Consider the following 16438-nt stretch of genomic DNA (forward strand, 5'->3'; position numbering starts at 1 on the left):
AGCGGCGTGACTCAACTAAACCGGCCTCCAGGAATCCTGGGGCGGTTCAGTATCCGCCTGACATGCGTGGAATCGAGCCGAAGGCAATCGCAGGGAAGTTCAGCTTTCGTTTCGGCACTTTATGCAGGGCTGCGGCCCAGTGAACCTGCTGACGCCGGCCGAGTCCGAATGGCCGGCGTCGGCAGGGTGTCCCTATGAAAGGAGACATACTGCGCCGGCCATCAACACATTCAGGTAATTCAGGCGCTCCAGCGCGCCGAAGTGCTCCACCAATCCGAGTCGTTCGACAGAGACCTTCCCGACCGGGGGTGTGCCAATGAAACATGTATCGACACTCTAAGAAATGCTGCGTTCACTGCCCGTCAAGCGATTGCGACGATGTTGCAGTCGGGAAACAGATGCATGCTGGGACGAGCACAAGGGTCCCTTCGCCAGTTCGCCGACAGACGGTTACGTCACCGTCGCCGACATCGCCGACATCGCCGACTTGAGCGTCGCCACCCTTGCGGTCACCAATCCCAATCACAGTTCATACTGGTTTATTCAACTCACTACATATCGTTGAAACATAGTCATGACTTTCTTGCGGACACTCCTAATGGGGCAACATATATTAGTATTTAATTAATTTCTTCTGGTTAGCGTGCCTCCGTCTTCAAGCCACCCAATTTAATATCAACACTCATTTAGTAAGTGAAGTTATGAGCCTATCTAAGAAATTTAAATCTATAGAAAAATTTGCAGTTGAGCAGGAAGTTCATATTGCAGATTTTAATACCAGAATATCTGATCTTGAAAAGGAGTTATTGAAGAGAGATCAGTCAATGGCGCTGATTCAAGCTGATTTAGTGCGGTACGACTCAGCTTTGGTTGAAGCTCGCCGCCTTCTAGGAGAGAAGATCAGGCACCGGCATGCCGAAAAGCACCGCTTTACTGATTCGTTCTGGTGGAAAGCCGCGGCCGTGGTACGTGCTCCTGCATTCTTCTTTCGGAGATTTAAGCGCAGGAACCTCAGGAACCGCCTGAAATCGCTGGAAACCGTTGTATCATCACGGGACCAGCACCTGAAAAGGCTGAAGGCGCATGCAACCGCTCTCGCTGAGATCACGTTACAAAAGGACCATATTTTAGCAGACCTAAGCAGCCAAGCCTCTCAGCGCCAGCTCGAAGTAGCCGCTATCGAGCATAGCATCCGTGAGGAAAGTCACGTCTGCGACACGATGTTACAGGAATTCCTGACATCAAGCTCGTGGAGATTGACTGCGCCGATGCGCAAGATCACGACCGCCTGGACGATTTGGCACCGGGCAGTCGCACGACGCCGATTGGACCGGTCGGCGGTAAGGCAGGGGTTATGCCGAATCGAGCCGATACACGATCTCATACAGAATCCAGACGGCAGCTTCACCAGCACCGGCGACGACCCTCAGTTCAACGTTCAGCATGCATCCGGCGGCCCACCATGCGGCTGGGCCAAAATTTCATTCGATGTGCTCGAAGCGGACTTGCCCCTCAATCCAGTTATCTATGCCGGTGCAGACACCAACCTCACAAAGGCAGTCGAACTACCCCTCGATATGGCCGAGGTCGGACGAGCGTGTCAGATTGTCCGAATTCCCGACGACTCACTAAGATTGCGGTTTGATCCAATGGCCCACCAAGGCCGCTTTGCTATCAGCGATCTCCGTATATCAAAGGCAAGCCGAAGCAAGATACTGTTGGAATTGCTGGAAAGATCTCCGCATGGAGCTTTTAAAACTCTCGGCGGGGTATGGCGCCGGGGTCTCGCTGCGGTGTGGGACGAGGTGTTCACGTACAACAACTCCAGGAAACACGACCGCTATAGCTATTGGCTGGAGGGACCCGGAGGTCTCAACAAGAGCGACCTCCAGAAGATCAAGACCCACGTTGAGCAGCTTGAGTACAAACCGCTGATCTCCATCATCATGCCGACCTACAACACCCAGCCGGAATTTCTCAAGGCGGCGATCGATTCGGTACTGGCCCAGATTTATCCTCACTGGGAACTTTGCATTGCTGACGATGCATCGACGAAATCAAACATCAAGGCGATTCTGACACGCTATCAGGAGAGGGATAAGCGGATAAAGATCGTGTTCCGACCAATCAACGGGCACATCTCGGCGGCAAGCAATTCTGCGCTCGAACTCGCAACCGGCGACTTTACTGCTCTAATGGACCATGACGATGTTATTTCGGTCCATGCTCTGTACATGATCGCGGCGGAATTGAATGCACATATGGATGCAGACTTGATCTATTCAGACGAAGATAAGATTGATGAGCGAGGCTGGAGGTACGATCCGCATTTCAAGTCGGACTGGAACTTTGAGATGTTCTGTTCCATGAACATGGTCAACCACTTGGGCGTCTTCCGAACTTCTCTGATACGGGAAATTGGCGGATTCCGGGAAGGATATGAGGGCAGCCAGGATTATGACCTTGCCCTGCGCGTCATCGCCCGGACCCCACCCGAACGCATCCGCCACATTCCATTCATCCTTTACCACTGGCGGGTTTTCGAGTCCTCCGGCTCCTACTCAACCGACTTTCTCGACAAGGCTGTCGATTCCAGCCGCCGCGCGCTTGTCGACTATTTCGAAAGCATTGGTGAGGAGGTCGAGGTCACGGGCGGCTTCCTGGGCTATAATCGCGTCATCCGGCCATTGCCGAGCCCTGCGCCTCTGGTGTCACTGCTGATCCCAACCCGTGACCGGGTCGATCTGTTGCGGGGTTGCGTCGACGGTATCCTGAATCGGACCGATTACCCAAAGATCGAAGTCCTAATTCTCGACAACGAAAGCGTAGAGCCCAAGACGCACGATTATTTCAAGTCACTGGCAGGTGACGAGCGCGTGCGAATAGTGAAATTCACCGGCCCTTTCAACTTCTCGGCCATCAACAACTTCGGTGTGCAGCAGGCCCGCGGCAGCATCATCGGCTTTATCAACAACGACATCGAGGTGATTGGTTCGGGCTGGCTGCGGGAGATGGTGGTACACGCAATCCGGCCGAATGTCGGAGCAGTCGGCGCCAAGTTACGCTATGCCGATGACACGCTCCAGCACGGCGGCGTCATCGTTGGACTGGGCGGAGTCGCCGGACACTCGCACAAGCATCTGGGAGGCACGGAACCCGGCTACTGCTGCCGTATCCAGATCCCTCAATATCTTTCGGCCGTTACGGCGGCATGCTTGGTGATGAGGCGGAGCTGCTTTATCAAGGTCGGCGGATTCAACGAAAAGAACCTCGCCGTTGCGTTCAATGACGTCGATCTGTGCTTGAGGGTTCGGGAGGCAGGATTCGATATCGTTTGGACTCCCTTCGCCGAGCTGTACCATTTGGAGTCGGCATCACGCGGGACCGACATGGCTCCTGAGAAGGCCGAACGCTTTGCACGCGAACTGATGTACATGCGCACGCGCTGGTCCGAAGTCCTGGACAACGACCCCTACTACAGTCCGAACCTGACACTCGACAGCGAAGATTTCGCTCTCGGATTTCCGAGCCGCGCTAAAAAACCTTGGCTGAAAGGCTGATGAATGGAATGCATCATACGAAAATGCAACCTAGCCAGCTTTGCTCTAACATCCGTCGGCAAGGCCGATCAGTGTTATGGCTGAAACGGATGGTTCCCGCCAGCGATGGCGAGTTGCTGTTGGGCCACAGCCCAACAAAGACCCACATGTGAACGGGCAAATCATCTGTTTGAACCAGAACAATATCGTGCGGGGCAAGAAAATCAAAATTTGCCTATACGTTTGATTTTTTACGAGAAAATTTGATCTATAAATTTTCGCGGAAATAATAGGAAAACTTAACCTGTTGTTGTGATGATAAGTTCGTATTAGAAAGTATTTAACATGATCATGCCACTCATCATATCGATCTTCCAAATCATAATTATTTCGTGCTTTATTTTTTCCATTGCGTCTACAATCAGGCATCACATTGGTGATTCTGTGAAATCAGTTGCTTTTGCTATTATTATTATCTGCTTATTGGGCATGATTCAGTTTTGGATAGCATTTCTCCTATACCCTCTGTCGTTATTATTAAAAATCCTATTTTGGACAGTGGGTAGCGTACTGTTCACACGATCTCTTTGGAAACAGGAGTTTCGATACGAGGCTGCGGTTCCGGTCATTGGACTTGCATTAGCATCTATTGTTCTGGCGTTGTGGACTCACTTAGGTACCGATCTTTCACAGCCGATAGAAACTGCCCGATTGCGATGGACCCATTCACTGCCCACGGACAATATCTTACCGTTTATCTTTGTCGAGAATTTGCGTGATGGCGTGATTCGAATACCAATGGTCGGGGAATGGCTAAGCAGTGACCGGCCACCTCTTCAAGTAGGCCTGTATTTATTATTAGGGCTACCAATTGGTTATGATATGCTGAATTATCAGTTCAGTTCGATCTCATTCCAGATGTTCTGCCTAGTCGGGGTATGGGTATTAACCAGAGCCCTAGAAATATCGCCCCGCTACGCTATACTTGCAATGGTTACGACATTCTTCACCCCCTTTGTCATAGTTAACGGTAGCTTTGTTTGGCCCAAATTAATATCTGGTGGAATATTATGCATAACTACAGCACTTTACTTTACACCCTTGCATGATCGCACGCGAGGGGACTGGTTGATGGGGGCTGCTGCTGGTCTCTCTGCCGCGTTTGCATTGCTTGGACACGGCGCAACATCCTTTGCACTCGCTGCAATGGCGTTAACTGCGCTAGCACTTCACAGGTTCGGCAGACCCAATTATCTTCTCGCTGGATTTGTTGCATTTGTTTTGATGTACGCGCCGTGGATGGCTTATCAGAATTATTACGACCCACCGGCCAACCGGTTGACAAAATGGCATTTGCTCGGAGTAATAGAAATCGATAGCCGAACAATTGGAGAAGCAGCGAGAGACCAGTTAGCATCTACTTCAATGTTAGCGTGGATAGATGGTCGTCTTCAGAACTTTAGCTGGCTTTTTCTTGATTACGATAATGTTGTCCATAAGACAATTTTGGCATCGGAACATGTCGCCGCAGGTGATATCGATGCTGCTCGAAAGATGCTTGCTGAGGTGCGAGTAAGCCAATTCTTCTTTATGGCATCAGGATTAGGCGTAATTGGTGTATTTTCATACCTAGTCCCTCTTGGACTGATATTGAGCAAGACTAGACCACTTGCGCTACTCTTTATGATATCGTCGATGGTGTGGGTGTGGTTGATGTTTTTGCCGGGGAGCACGGTCATTCACCAAGGCAGCATGCTGCCTCAGCTTCTACTGATATCCGGCACCATAGTGACTGTGTCCGTCTTTGGCTTCTGGCCGGCTGCTGGACTTACTTTGGCGCATGTCGCCGTAACCATATTTCAGTATGCGCTGTAGCATTACAATTGCAGCGTTAATGCCTACTCCCTGTTGACCAATGTTTCGGGAGAGATGCGATGAGCGGTGTCGCCATTGAAGATCTTCTGGAGCTTTTGTCGGCCGAACTGCGGAAAGCCCAGGCCCGGCTGGGTTGGTTGATCGATCACCCGAGCGTCCTGGCCTCTGCGGTGGCTTTCCTTGACACGCTGCTTGGGCCGGAGCGTCGCAGGGCGGGCTGGAGATGCGGGCAGAGGCCGGCGGCGACGTCGGTCCTTGGCGCCAGCAGGCGGTGCTGGGCCGCAGCCACTGGGATGCCGACGCGATGCGCGATGTTGTGCGCGACTATACGCTTGAGACGCTGGCCGAAGGCGACGGCGTGCTGGTCATCGACGAAACCGGCTTCCTCAAGCAGGGCAAGGCGTCGTGCGGCGTTGGACGGCAGTACACCGGGTCGGCGGGCAAGATTACCAACTGCCAGGTCGGCGTTTTTGTCGCCTATGTGTCCACCAAAGGCCACGCTTTCATCGACCGGCGTCTGCCTGGGCCGACGATCCGAGCCGCCTGGCGGCGGCCCACGTCCCTAACCTAAGGACGTCCGGTTCGCGACCAAGCCGCGCCTAGCGGTTGAAGTGATCGAGCGGGCAATCGGCGCCGGCGTACCCTTCGTCTGGGTGGCGGTGGACAGCGTCTACGGAGTCGGCGAAGTGGAGATGACGCTGCGCCGGGCCGGCAAGGGATACGTGCTCGGTGTCGCAAGCACCACGCACAACCCGGAGCCGGGACAAAGGAGCCAAGGCTTTACGACCGGAGTTATCTGGAACTGGCCGACATTGATGCGCAAGGTTTCTTCGGGTGTCGCTCCGCTCAAACGATCTGGACACGCGGCCTGCTGATCCGGCGAGGTCTGAGTGACGGCAAGATGGCCTTCTTCTCAACATGGTGTCCGGTCGGTACGCCTCTGGAAGTCCTGGTCGGGGTCGAGGGGCGGCGGTGGCCGATCGAGGACGCCTTCGAGACCGCGAAAACCGAACTGGGCCTTGCCCACAACGAAACCCGAAGCTGGCACGGCTGGCATCGCCATGTCTCGCTGGTCATGCTTGCTTTCGCCCTGCTCATGGCGATCCGCCACAAGGCGGATACCCTCACGTCACCCCAAAAAAGACCACTGACCCATCAGCGAAATCCATGGTGCGATGGTCACTCCAGGAGATCCGTCGTATTGCCTGGCGTCTGATCCAGCGCCGCATTGAACCAGCTTTCGTTGTCGCATGGTCCCTCTGGCGCCGATGTCACCAGGCCATGGCCCAGAAATTACACTTCAAAAGGAACTCGCAACTGTAATGCTAAAGATCCGGAACTGCACGCGGTGTTCCAATGGCCATCCATTGCCCCCAACCTGGACCATTGTCATCAACCGACAGATCAATAGTTGCGCCGGCGTCTAGTGGAACTTTGATTACCAGTGCTGCCCATTTCATGGGTGACTCTGGTTGGATTCGCATTAATTCGCGCCCCGAGGAGTCGAGTACAGCAATAGATAAGCTGGAGGATGAAGGGCCTGTAACTACGGGAATGACGATCCGACGGCTAACTGGAACTGAAAGTCCGTCGAGGACAAGATTACCGACATTGGCGTCACTACCATTCCAAGACCCGTAAACCTTGTCATTCGGGTCAGGACGGATGACATTTATATGATCATCACCATCCAATTGCCACATGCCATTAAGACGTATATTTTTACTCACTATTTTGCTCATTTGAATCACTTCATTGATGTCAATCATTGGCTGAGGGGCAACGTGCTCTTGGTCAAGTTGGCAGATCGTTTGTCCATCATCGGTCACTGCGTAGGCTGTCAGGGAATTCCCTGCTACCGCGTTCACATAACCTTGCCAGCCAACACGCGCAGATTTTATCGTCGGCAATGTTTTGGATACATCCGGCCGCCAGTGTCCAGACAACCCAAGACCGACAATGACATCCCTTTCGTCAGCGATGACGATGATCTGCGCGACAGACGCGCTTTCCCTATCCCAAGCCCATCCCTTCACACGACCGTGGGTTCGTAGCGTTCCCGATCCGGAAGAAACTATAACATCGAAACTATCGATGACGCCTTGGCACCGGCTTTTAGGCGCTAAATGGAACTTGTCGCGGATGTTCAAACCATACCACTCAACGAAGGGCTCAGAGAACATGGAAAGGCGCTTCTGGCGCAGAAAATCGCGAGCCTGCCAAGGAATTGAAGGATTTGGAAATATGTGCTTGAGGGCTTCATCATCCTTGACCCCAAGGATGATGGCGATACCTGCTTCATCTCGGACCAAGCGTATATCCGGAGGTCCGCAAATTACGAACATCTGATGCAGCACGACAATAGTCGACAAGATCGATAACACGGTAACACCAACAATGGACAGCGCTCGTCCAATACTGGAAGGTAAACGAGCTGCAATCAGGTAGCCAAGAAGACCCGTCGCCGACCAGAATATCAAAGCCGGTGTTGTATAGCGGGAGGAAAGAGCCTGGGTATAAGTAAAATTTAGCCGGCCTAAGGCTGTCACTATTGCTGTGCCGACGACCATGAAGATGATTGTCAGCAGAATCGCCTCGGCCCGACAGGTCTCGCCGCGCCATTGGACAATGACAAGGAAGCCCAACCCGACTGAAATCAACAGGCCGAAGCTTCCCATGATCTGTGCGGCGAGCAAACCACCTTCGGCGTCGAATAACTGAAGGAACTGAAGCGTGTTGGCTATGATCACTCCGAACGGACCTCCCAGATAGGTCGCCGCGTAAAGTAGGACGCTGTCGATGTGCATTAGCGACTCCAGCGGCTGGGCATGTGCACTAGGTGAGTGATAATCATGAAGATAAAGTACAGCACTTGCTAGGAATACAGCAAAAATTATTATGAGGTGCAAACGCCGTACACGTAACCAGAAAGCTAAAAACATTAATAAAGGACCCACTAAAAGTCCGTTTGACATCATCGATATGGATAATACAAGACACGTTAGGCTTAACAAAAACCATAGTAAGGCATTTATTTTACTATGTGTACTTTGATCGGTACTTACCTGTACCAATCGACCAATGCTGGCGAAGGCTGCGGTCGCAACAGCAAAAACACCCACAAATTGAATTTGGAAACCCCATAGAAAATTTTCATGCTGAACTAATGAAAACAGTAAAACTGAAACCATTGAAGTCAAAATAATGCGCTGCCGACAAGGAACCCTATCGGATATAGAAAGTATTATCCAAAATAAGAAAATATGAATTATCTGAAATAAAAATATTGATACAATTAGAAATGCGCTTTTACCTTGGAAATAGTGTAGGTCTATCAAAAAAAAAGATCCTTGGAATTAAGATCCTATGCTCATTATGCTGACCAAACATGTTTTTCAAAATGCTATTGGAATCATAGTATCCCCATTGATCCATATGCAGGACAGAACTATATTGAAATATAATAAATGAAACGCATAGAAAAAATGTAAATATTCCAAAACACATCGCAAATGCGACAGTTGTCACGCGCAACAATCCATCAATATTTTTGAGAAAAATTATGTTTATTTTACCATTTTTTTTAGTATTAGAGTACATGATTCAATCCATAATACAGGCTTGGCTTTTGCCAAACGTAAATACCCGGTGCCCCAGGTAACTTGTCACGACCGGTACCGCGACGCCGATGGCGTGGGCGACTTCTTCGGCATGCCATGTGAAGCCGGCCCATGGCATCAGCCAGCCGGCCAGCGCCACGCTGATCAGCCAGACCTGGATGACCGCCACGACATTGACGATGGTAAAGCGCAGGAAATCGGACTGCGCCGAGCGTCCCGACTTCTCGAAGACGATTAGTCGCGACAGCACGAAAGCCGTGACCATGCCGATCAGGTAGGCGAGCACGATGGCGGCGCTGAACGACATGAAGTCGTTCAGGTAGAACCTCGACAGCCAGTTCACGAGGGCTGCGAAGCCGCCGACCAGCAGGAAGGCCAGGAACTGCCTGTTGAGAAAGGTCCCGACGATGCCCGACGTGACGCTCACGGCGCCGTCTCGGCGGTACGGGCAGGCGTTCCGACATCGCGGCGGACCGGCCCAAGATCGATTTCCACCGGGATCGCCTCGGCCATGATGCGGGCAAGGCGGATGCCTTCGGAGATGCCCCGGTCCTCCGGGTAGTAGTAGGAGGTATCCGCCACCTGAAGCCCCTCCACCCCGGTCCGGACCGGCGGCAGCCCATCGAGAAATCCGGGGGGACACATCGGCTGGGCATAGCGCAGGCGGCCGACCTTGGACGCCTTGACGTCGGCATCGGTCAGGTCCGGGTTGATCATCTTCAGGTACGACAGCGACTCGTCCACGAAATCCTGGTCCGGGCGCTCGAACTTCGGATGGCTCTGGGGCATGTAGTAGGGGATGTAGACGACATGGTCCGACCCCACGTCGCGCAGGTTCGAGAACTCGATGATGCCGGGGATCTCGATCCGGTCGTCGTTGATATTGACCCAGAAGTGCGGCGTGACCGCCTTGGCGAGCTTGTGAAGGACGCAGACGACGCCGATGTTCTGCTGGGCACGGTAACCGGCCATCAGGTCGGGCGGCAGGTCCGGGATCATGCCGGGGACATAGGGAATCGGGACCGTCGAGACGACGTGGTCGAAGCGCTGGAACCCCAGCTTGCTGGTCACGCCGGAAACCCGGCCGCCTTCCAGCTCGACCCGCTCCGCCGGCGTGCCCAGATGCATCACGCCGCCCATCCGCTTCAGCTCGTCGAACAGGCGCTGGACCAGCGTTTCCGAGCCGCCGCGGATATAGCCCATTTCCTCCTGGAAGATGCTGCGGCGCGACGTTCCGACGCGCTTGATCCGGGTCCAGATCCAGGCGGCCGAGATGTTGTCGGTATGCTCGAAGAACTTGAGGTGGAACAGCTTGTGCCAGAGCTTGGTATAGCCTTCCTCGCCGATCCAGCCCTTGATCCATTTATCGGCGGGGATGCGGTCCAGCTTCGACCAGTCCGACCGCTTGGTCGAGATGAAGGCATGAAGCCCGTAGCGGAGCTTGGTGATCAGGCTGACATGGGGGAACCGCAGCAGCGACAGCGGGTCGCCCCAGGGATGCAGCTTGCCGGAAAAGAAATAGCCCATCGAGGTCGGCCGCCAGACCATGGCGTCGCCCAGCCCCACTTCCTCCATCAGGTCGAACAGCGGCTGATCCGCCTTGCAGACGAAATGGTAGAATCGCTCGATGCTCAGCCCGTCGAAGTCGAAATGGGCGGCCATGCCGCCCGGCTGCCCGTCGGCTTCGAAGACGGTCACCTCGTGACCGGCCTTCAGCAGGAAATACGCCGTGGCGAGGCCCATCGCCCCGGCGCCGATGACGGCTACGTTTGCCATGAATGACGCTCCGGACGATTAAAAATCGAGGACGATGCTCGAGTATTTCGGATGCTTGAACGTCCGCTCGACCGCCTGTGCGAAGGGAGTCGGAGGCACGCCGAAGATGTCCCACCAGGGAATCAGCTCGAACTCCTCCGGGATCGACAATGCGGCGAGTTGCTTGGTCGTGAAGGGGGGATTGCCGTTGACCAGCGAATAGGCCTTCAGCATGAGCCAGAACAGGCCGTAGGGAATGTTGACGATCGGCGCCGACGCTCCGGTCGCCTGCTTGATCATCCGGATGATGTCGATGTAATCGATCCGCTCGCGCCCGCTGATGTTGTAGATGTCGCCGGCCGGCTGAACCTCCATGCAGCGCATGATGATGCGGGCGAAGTCCTCGACGAACAGCGGCTGGCGCAAGTAGCGGCCCGAGCCGGGAATCGGGAAGACCGGGATTTTCTTCATGAAACGCGACAGCCAGCCCAAGTGCTTGCGGTCGAACCAGCCGAACATCAGCGTCGGGCGCAGGATGCAGTGGGCAAGGCCGCTTTCGACGACCAGCTTTTCCTGAGCCTCCTTGGTTTCGGTATAGAAATCCTCGGCCAGCGAGTTGACGACGGATGAGCTGATATGGACGAAATACGGAACCTGATGGCGCTGGATCGCGTCGAGGGCGTTCTCCGTGGACGTGACGTTGTTGGCGACGTATTCGGCATGGATCTCGCCGCCGATCTGGGCCTGGAGCATCACGCAGACCTTCGCTCCGGCCAGGGCATCCTGCCATGGACCGGGGGCGGCCATGTCGGCCTCGATCACGGTGTCGACCGTACCCAGCTTCCGCAGGATACCGGCATTGACCGGATGCTTGTCGATGCCGACGATGTTGCGGTATCCCGCCTCACGCAGCAGAAGCGCCAGGTTCTGCCCGACTAGGCCGGCGGCGCCGAACAGGACTATCTTGTCGTCAGGTGCCAGACGGGTTGTGGACATCCGATCCTCGTAAAACTTAAACTTCTATTCCGACAGGAAAAATCGCGCAGATTGTGCAGTTGATATGGTTAAAGTTTTGTTTTGTAGAAAATGGCTCGTGGCACGGACTTGATTACGAGCATAATCAAACGCCAGAAGCCCGGTGTGTATGTGACCGGACGACGCTTTTCGATCGCTCGCCTGATGTCGCCCGCGACCTTGTCCGGCTTGGCCCACAGCGGCCCCTTCGGGAACGACGCGGTCATGGGAGTATCGACGAAACCGGGCTTGATGGTGACGACCGCGACACCCCTGGGCGCCAGCCTGTGGCGAAGCCCTTCCAGCAGGATGTCCAGCCCGCCCTTGGCGGCGCCATAGACGTAGTTGCTCTGGCGTCCCCGGTCGCCGGCGACCGAACCGATCGCGGCGATGACGGCGCCCCTGCGGTCTTCCATCCGCTGGGCAAGGCCGGTCAGCAGCAGCGCCGGCGCCATGAAGTTGGTGCGAAGTTCCGCCTGCGCCGCCGCAACGTCCCTCTTGCAGCGCTCCTGGTCGCCAAGGGTGCCGAAGGCGACCAGGGCGACGGCGATATCGCCCAGGCGCCGGGCACAATCGTCCAGCATGGACGCATGGTTGGCAGTGTCGTCGAAGTCGAGCAGGAACGTGAATACTTCGGCGGCCCCGCGCACGCGCAGGTCGGCTGCCACGCGTTCCAGTTGGTCGGCGCGGCGCGCGACCAGATATAGGCGGCAACCCTCCGCGGCGAAGAGCCGCGCAACCTGTTCGGCGATGGCCGATGTCGCGCCGAATATGGCGACGTTCTTCATGTCGGGGACTCGTCTTGATGATCGGCGTGGCCGCCGGTAACGCGGCGCCAGAAGCTGGAGGAGAATGCCGGATCGGCATGCGCCGCCAGATCCCGCCATTGCGGATAGGACGCCTGGAACCGGGCAGCGCTGACGCGGCCGTCCTTTGCCGGGTAGACCCGTCCGCCAGCCCGGGCAGTCACCTCGTCCAGCCGCTCCAGCAGGTCCAGCGTGGGATTTCCGCGGTTGGGGAAGTCCAGCGCCAGCGTGGTGCCGGCAACCGGAAAGCTGAGCAGGCCCGGATTGCGGCGCTCGCCGAAGGTCTTCAGGACGGCGAGGAACGATCCCTGCCCCGCTTCGGCGATCAGCCCGAGTTGGTCGCGGGTCGTCTGATAGGCGTCTTGATCGGGCACGGCGGACTGGTACTGCAAGAACCCGGCATTGCCGTAGAGGCGGTTCCAGTCGTTGATGGCGTCGAGCGGATAGAAGACGGGGTCGAAATCCACCAGCCTCCGCACGACCTTGCGACCGGCGAGTTTCCGATGGTAGACGGCGTTGAAGGCCTTGACGAAGGTGTTGTTCAGCATGCCGTCGGGCGCGCTGACCGGCACGCCCAGCCGGCCCTTGGCCGAACCTGTCTTGCCCGAATCGGCGCCGGCCGGCCTGCTCCGGACCGGTCCCGTCCCTGCCGGCGCATGCCGCGCACGGGTGTAGATGCCGCGCCCGAGCGCCGTGCCGAACGCCAGGCAGTCGATCCAGGCCGCCGTATATTCCCACTCGGCCAGACTATCCTCGGACAGCCGGTAGAACTCGTCCAGGCTGTCGACGCGGATGTCCTCGACTTCCAGGATCAGGCTGGAGACCAGCCTCAACTGAAGCCGGACATCCAGGATGACGCCGGTCAGGCCCAGGCCGCCGATCGTCGCCCGAAACAGCGGCTCGTTCTCGCCCGGACCGCAGGTCATGACGGAACCGTCCGACCGCGCCAGCCGGAACGACAGGACGTGTTCTCCGAAGGTGCCGGCGCCGTGATGGTTCTTGCCGTGGACGTCGTTGGCGATGGCGCCGCCGACCGTGACGAACTTGGTGCCCGGCGATACCGGGAGGAACCAGAGGGCGTCCGGTTCGGCCCGCCGCGAGATCACCCCCAGGATCGTCGCGAGCGAGACCCCGGCCTCGCAGGTCAGCACGCCGGTATCCCGGTCGAAGTCCAGGAACCGGTCGAGCCCCCGCATGTCGATCAGCGCACCGCCGTCGTTCAGGCAGGAGTCGCCGTACGACCTGCCCATCCCGTACGCCAGCATCGGATGCGGCAGCGCTCCGCCGAGCAGGCCGGGCATGTCCTGATCACGGGACGGCCGCACCGCTTCGTGGCCGAATCGGTGGAAGCGGCCCCAGGACAGATAGCTGCGCGTCATGGCCACGGTCTCACCACGCCATCGCGAGGGAGGCCCCGACCAGCAGGCCCAGGGCCAGCGAGGTCCTGTCCTTGAGGGCGAAGACGATGGGGTCGTCGTGCATCTCGCCGCGCGTGGTCAGCAGCCACACCCGCATGATCCAGTAGAAGATCGCGACGCAGACGGGCCACAGCCATACCGGGTTCGAATACACGAGCCGGCTGAAATGGCTGTCGACCAGGAAAAGCACCAGGATGACGAGCGCCGCGATGCTGCTGGAAATCCCGAGCACCAGGGTCATCGGCATGTCGGAAACCAGGTACCCGCGGGCTTTCCCTCCGCCGCCGGCTTCACAGGCGACGACATGAAGCTCGCTGTACCGCTTGACCAGCGCCAGGCTGAAGAAGAAGGCGAAGGAGAAGATCAGGAGCCAGTATGACGGCGGCTGGGCCAGCAGCAGGGAGCCCGCGAGGATCCGCGACGTGAACAGCCCGCCGAGCACGATGACGTCCAGGATGGCGATACGCTTCAGGACGAAGGAGTAGGCCAGGCTGACGCCGAGATAGCAGACCGCGACAGCGAGGAACGAGGCGGGCAGCAGGGCGCCGAGCAGGGCGACCGCGAGCCCGCAGGCCGGGATCGCGGCGAGTCCGGACTTGATCGGCAGCCTGCCCGATGCGAAGGGCCGGCGGCGCTTGCTCCGGTGCTGGCGGTCCGCCTGGATATCCAGCAGGTCGTTGACGACGTAGGTGCCGGACGCCAGGATCGAAAGAAGCAGCGCGCCGAGCAGCACGTTGGGGAATTCGGCGAAGTCGGCAAGCGGGCCGGCCAGGAAGAAGGGTACGAACACCAGCAGGTTCTTGGACCACTGATGGACCCGCAGGGCGCGTGCCCAGACTCGCGGCGAGTGGCCGCCGCGCGGGAACGACGCCTCGACCGTGGTCAGCCGTGCGGCCTTGCCAGCCAGCTCCCGGCTGCCGGCCACGATGGCCCCCCTGGCCTCCCGCCAGATCGGCAGGTCGACCTCGGTATCGCCCGCATAGATGAAGTCGCCGCCCACATGCTTCCTGATCGACGCGAGCTTACGCGCGCCGCTCAGGTTGGTGATGCCGTCGCTGGCGTAAACCGCTTCGAAGAAGTCGAAGCGCTGGGCTATCTGCCGCGCCAGCCTTCCATCGGCCGCCGTGAAAAGATACAGCCGGTGACCATGCTCCCTGCGCTGCCGCAGATAATCGACGAGCGGTTCGTTGACCGGCATGCGATTCATGTCCAGAACCACATGCCGCGCGATCTCGGCCTTCAGATGGGCCTTGCCCTTCAGCAACCAGATAGGGATAAGGAAAAGATAGAAAAACCGCTGCCTGACCAACTGAAGAAACGACTCGAACAGCAGATCAGTCCGAATCAACGTACCATCCAGATCGACACAGATAGGGACCAATAAATCGCTCTCATGAACTCGCTCACTTTTCGAAGGAAACTCCTTCACATCAGGCAAGTTCTTTAGCTCGATCATCTGGATAGCCTTTAATTATTACCTGAAATTCACATATTTATATATTTTAAGGTTTTTGTATTCGATGTTCAGATAGGCGACAGCCACCCATGGGGCGGCACATCGCCATATTCCGTTGGTAATATGCGCGACGTGTTTATAAAGCATTAAGCCGAATTGCGTCGAGCTTCTCAAGCCACACCGCCGCACCGGACGACCATGCGGCCCAAAGCTGCCCGAAGCTGAGTTAACGGATCCCTCACACTTTATGACTAATCATTTCGGATGAGTGTCGGCTGCGCCCCAGATCCGGCAAGTCCAGATCAATATCCCTCATGAACAGACGACCATGCAGATCCAAGCACTCGCCATAGCCGACGTAAAGATCATCACCCCCAGGAAATTCGGAGACGAGCGCGGGTATTTCTCCGAAACGTATAATAAACAGGCTCTTGCCGAAGCCGGTATCGAAGAAACCTTCGTTCAGGACAACCAGTCCCTGTCCGCCACGCGCGGTACGGTACGCGGCCTTCATTTTCAGATCCCGCCCGTCGCCCAGGCCAAGCTGGTCCGGGTCCTGCGCGGCAGCATCCTGGATGTCGCCGTGGACCTGCGCCGGGACCAGCCGACCTACGGCACCTATGTCTCGGCGGTGATCAGTGCGCGGGACGGCAACCAGATCCTCGTACCGGTCGGCTTCGCCCACGGCTTCTGCACCCTGGAGCCGGACACGGAGGTCTTCTACAAGGTGTCCGCCCCGTATTCCCCGGCGCACGACCGCGGTCTCTCCTGGATCGACAAGGATATCGCCATCGACTGGCCGGTGGATCCGGCCGACGCGGTGCTGTCGGCCAAAGACCTTGCGCTCCCTTGCCTGGCTGACCTGCCGGATTGCTTCACTCTCCGGCGGTGATCGCGGGGCGGCACTCTTGCCCTTCCTGCCACCGGACGCCCCACGGATTTCCGCCCCGATTAA

10 protein-coding genes and 1 pseudogene are annotated in these 16438 nt (G+C 56.8%); 4 read left to right on the forward strand and 7 right to left on the reverse strand.

The features are described 5' to 3' along the window. Positions 1–701 precede the first annotated feature (701 nt). The 3 genes and pseudogenes from N826_RS41570 to N826_RS45695 all read left to right on the forward strand — a co-directional run bounded on the left by N826_RS41570 (position 702) and on the right by N826_RS45695 (position 6630). The gene (locus tag N826_RS41570) at positions 702–3560 is read left to right on the forward strand and encodes a glycosyltransferase family 2 protein (protein ID WP_084720619.1); all 2859 of its coding nucleotides are present in this window, start codon (positions 702–704) and stop codon (positions 3558–3560) included. Between the two features lie 324 nt (positions 3561–3884). Next, entirely contained in the window at positions 3885–5414 is a 1530-nt protein-coding gene (locus N826_RS42935) for a hypothetical protein (RefSeq protein WP_147040396.1), read from the forward strand. Positions 5415–5473: 59 nt separating this feature from the next. Beyond that, positions 5474–6630, forward strand: a pseudogene (locus tag N826_RS45695) (IS701 family transposase). Positions 6631–6739: 109 nt separating this feature from the next. Here the strand turns inward: N826_RS45695 and N826_RS09480 are convergent. From N826_RS09480 to N826_RS09510, 7 genes are all read right to left on the reverse strand, one after another. Then, positions 6740–8752: a hypothetical protein gene (locus N826_RS09480; protein ID WP_147040394.1), complete on the reverse strand. Its 2013-nt coding sequence runs from the start codon at positions 8750–8752 to the stop codon at positions 6740–6742. 265 nt (positions 8753–9017) lie between these two features. Beyond that, positions 9018–9461 (reverse strand): GtrA family protein, encoded by a 444-nt coding sequence (locus N826_RS09485; protein WP_044428041.1) that lies wholly within the window; start codon positions 9459–9461, stop codon positions 9018–9020. Further along, a complete protein-coding gene (locus tag N826_RS09490) occupies positions 9458–10810 on the reverse strand; it encodes an NAD(P)/FAD-dependent oxidoreductase (RefSeq protein ID WP_063772230.1) in 1353 nt (450 codons plus the stop codon). The genes N826_RS09485 and N826_RS09490 overlap by 4 nt, the downstream gene beginning before the upstream one ends. Positions 10811–10828: 18 nt before the next feature. Then, the gene (locus N826_RS09495; RefSeq protein ID WP_044428043.1) at positions 10829–11785 is read right to left on the reverse strand and encodes an NAD-dependent epimerase/dehydratase family protein; all 957 of its coding nucleotides are present in this window, start codon (positions 11783–11785) and stop codon (positions 10829–10831) included. Between the two features lie 68 nt (positions 11786–11853). Next, positions 11854–12591, reverse strand: coding sequence for an SDR family oxidoreductase (locus N826_RS09500; RefSeq protein ID WP_044428045.1), 738 nt, complete (start codon positions 12589–12591; stop codon positions 11854–11856). After that, positions 12588–13988 (reverse strand): FAD-binding oxidoreductase, encoded by a 1401-nt coding sequence (locus N826_RS09505; protein ID WP_044428047.1) that lies wholly within the window; start codon positions 13986–13988, stop codon positions 12588–12590. The genes N826_RS09500 and N826_RS09505 overlap by 4 nt, the downstream gene beginning before the upstream one ends. Before the next feature lie 10 nt (positions 13989–13998). Then, on the reverse strand, positions 13999–15483 hold the full coding sequence (locus N826_RS09510) for a UbiA family prenyltransferase (RefSeq protein WP_084720620.1): 1485 nt from the start codon (positions 15481–15483) through the stop codon (positions 13999–14001). A 328-nt stretch (positions 15484–15811) separates the two neighbouring features. On the opposite strand from N826_RS09510, the gene rfbC reads away from it, so the two are divergent. After that, the gene (gene rfbC, locus N826_RS09515) at positions 15812–16375 is read left to right on the forward strand and encodes a dTDP-4-dehydrorhamnose 3,5-epimerase (RefSeq protein WP_044428050.1); all 564 of its coding nucleotides are present in this window, start codon (positions 15812–15814) and stop codon (positions 16373–16375) included. Positions 16376–16438: the final 63 nt, after the last annotated feature.

The sequence above is a fragment of the Skermanella aerolata KACC 11604 genome, from assembly GCF_000936425.1.
Classification (GTDB): domain Bacteria; phylum Pseudomonadota; class Alphaproteobacteria; order Azospirillales; family Azospirillaceae; genus Skermanella; species Skermanella aerolata.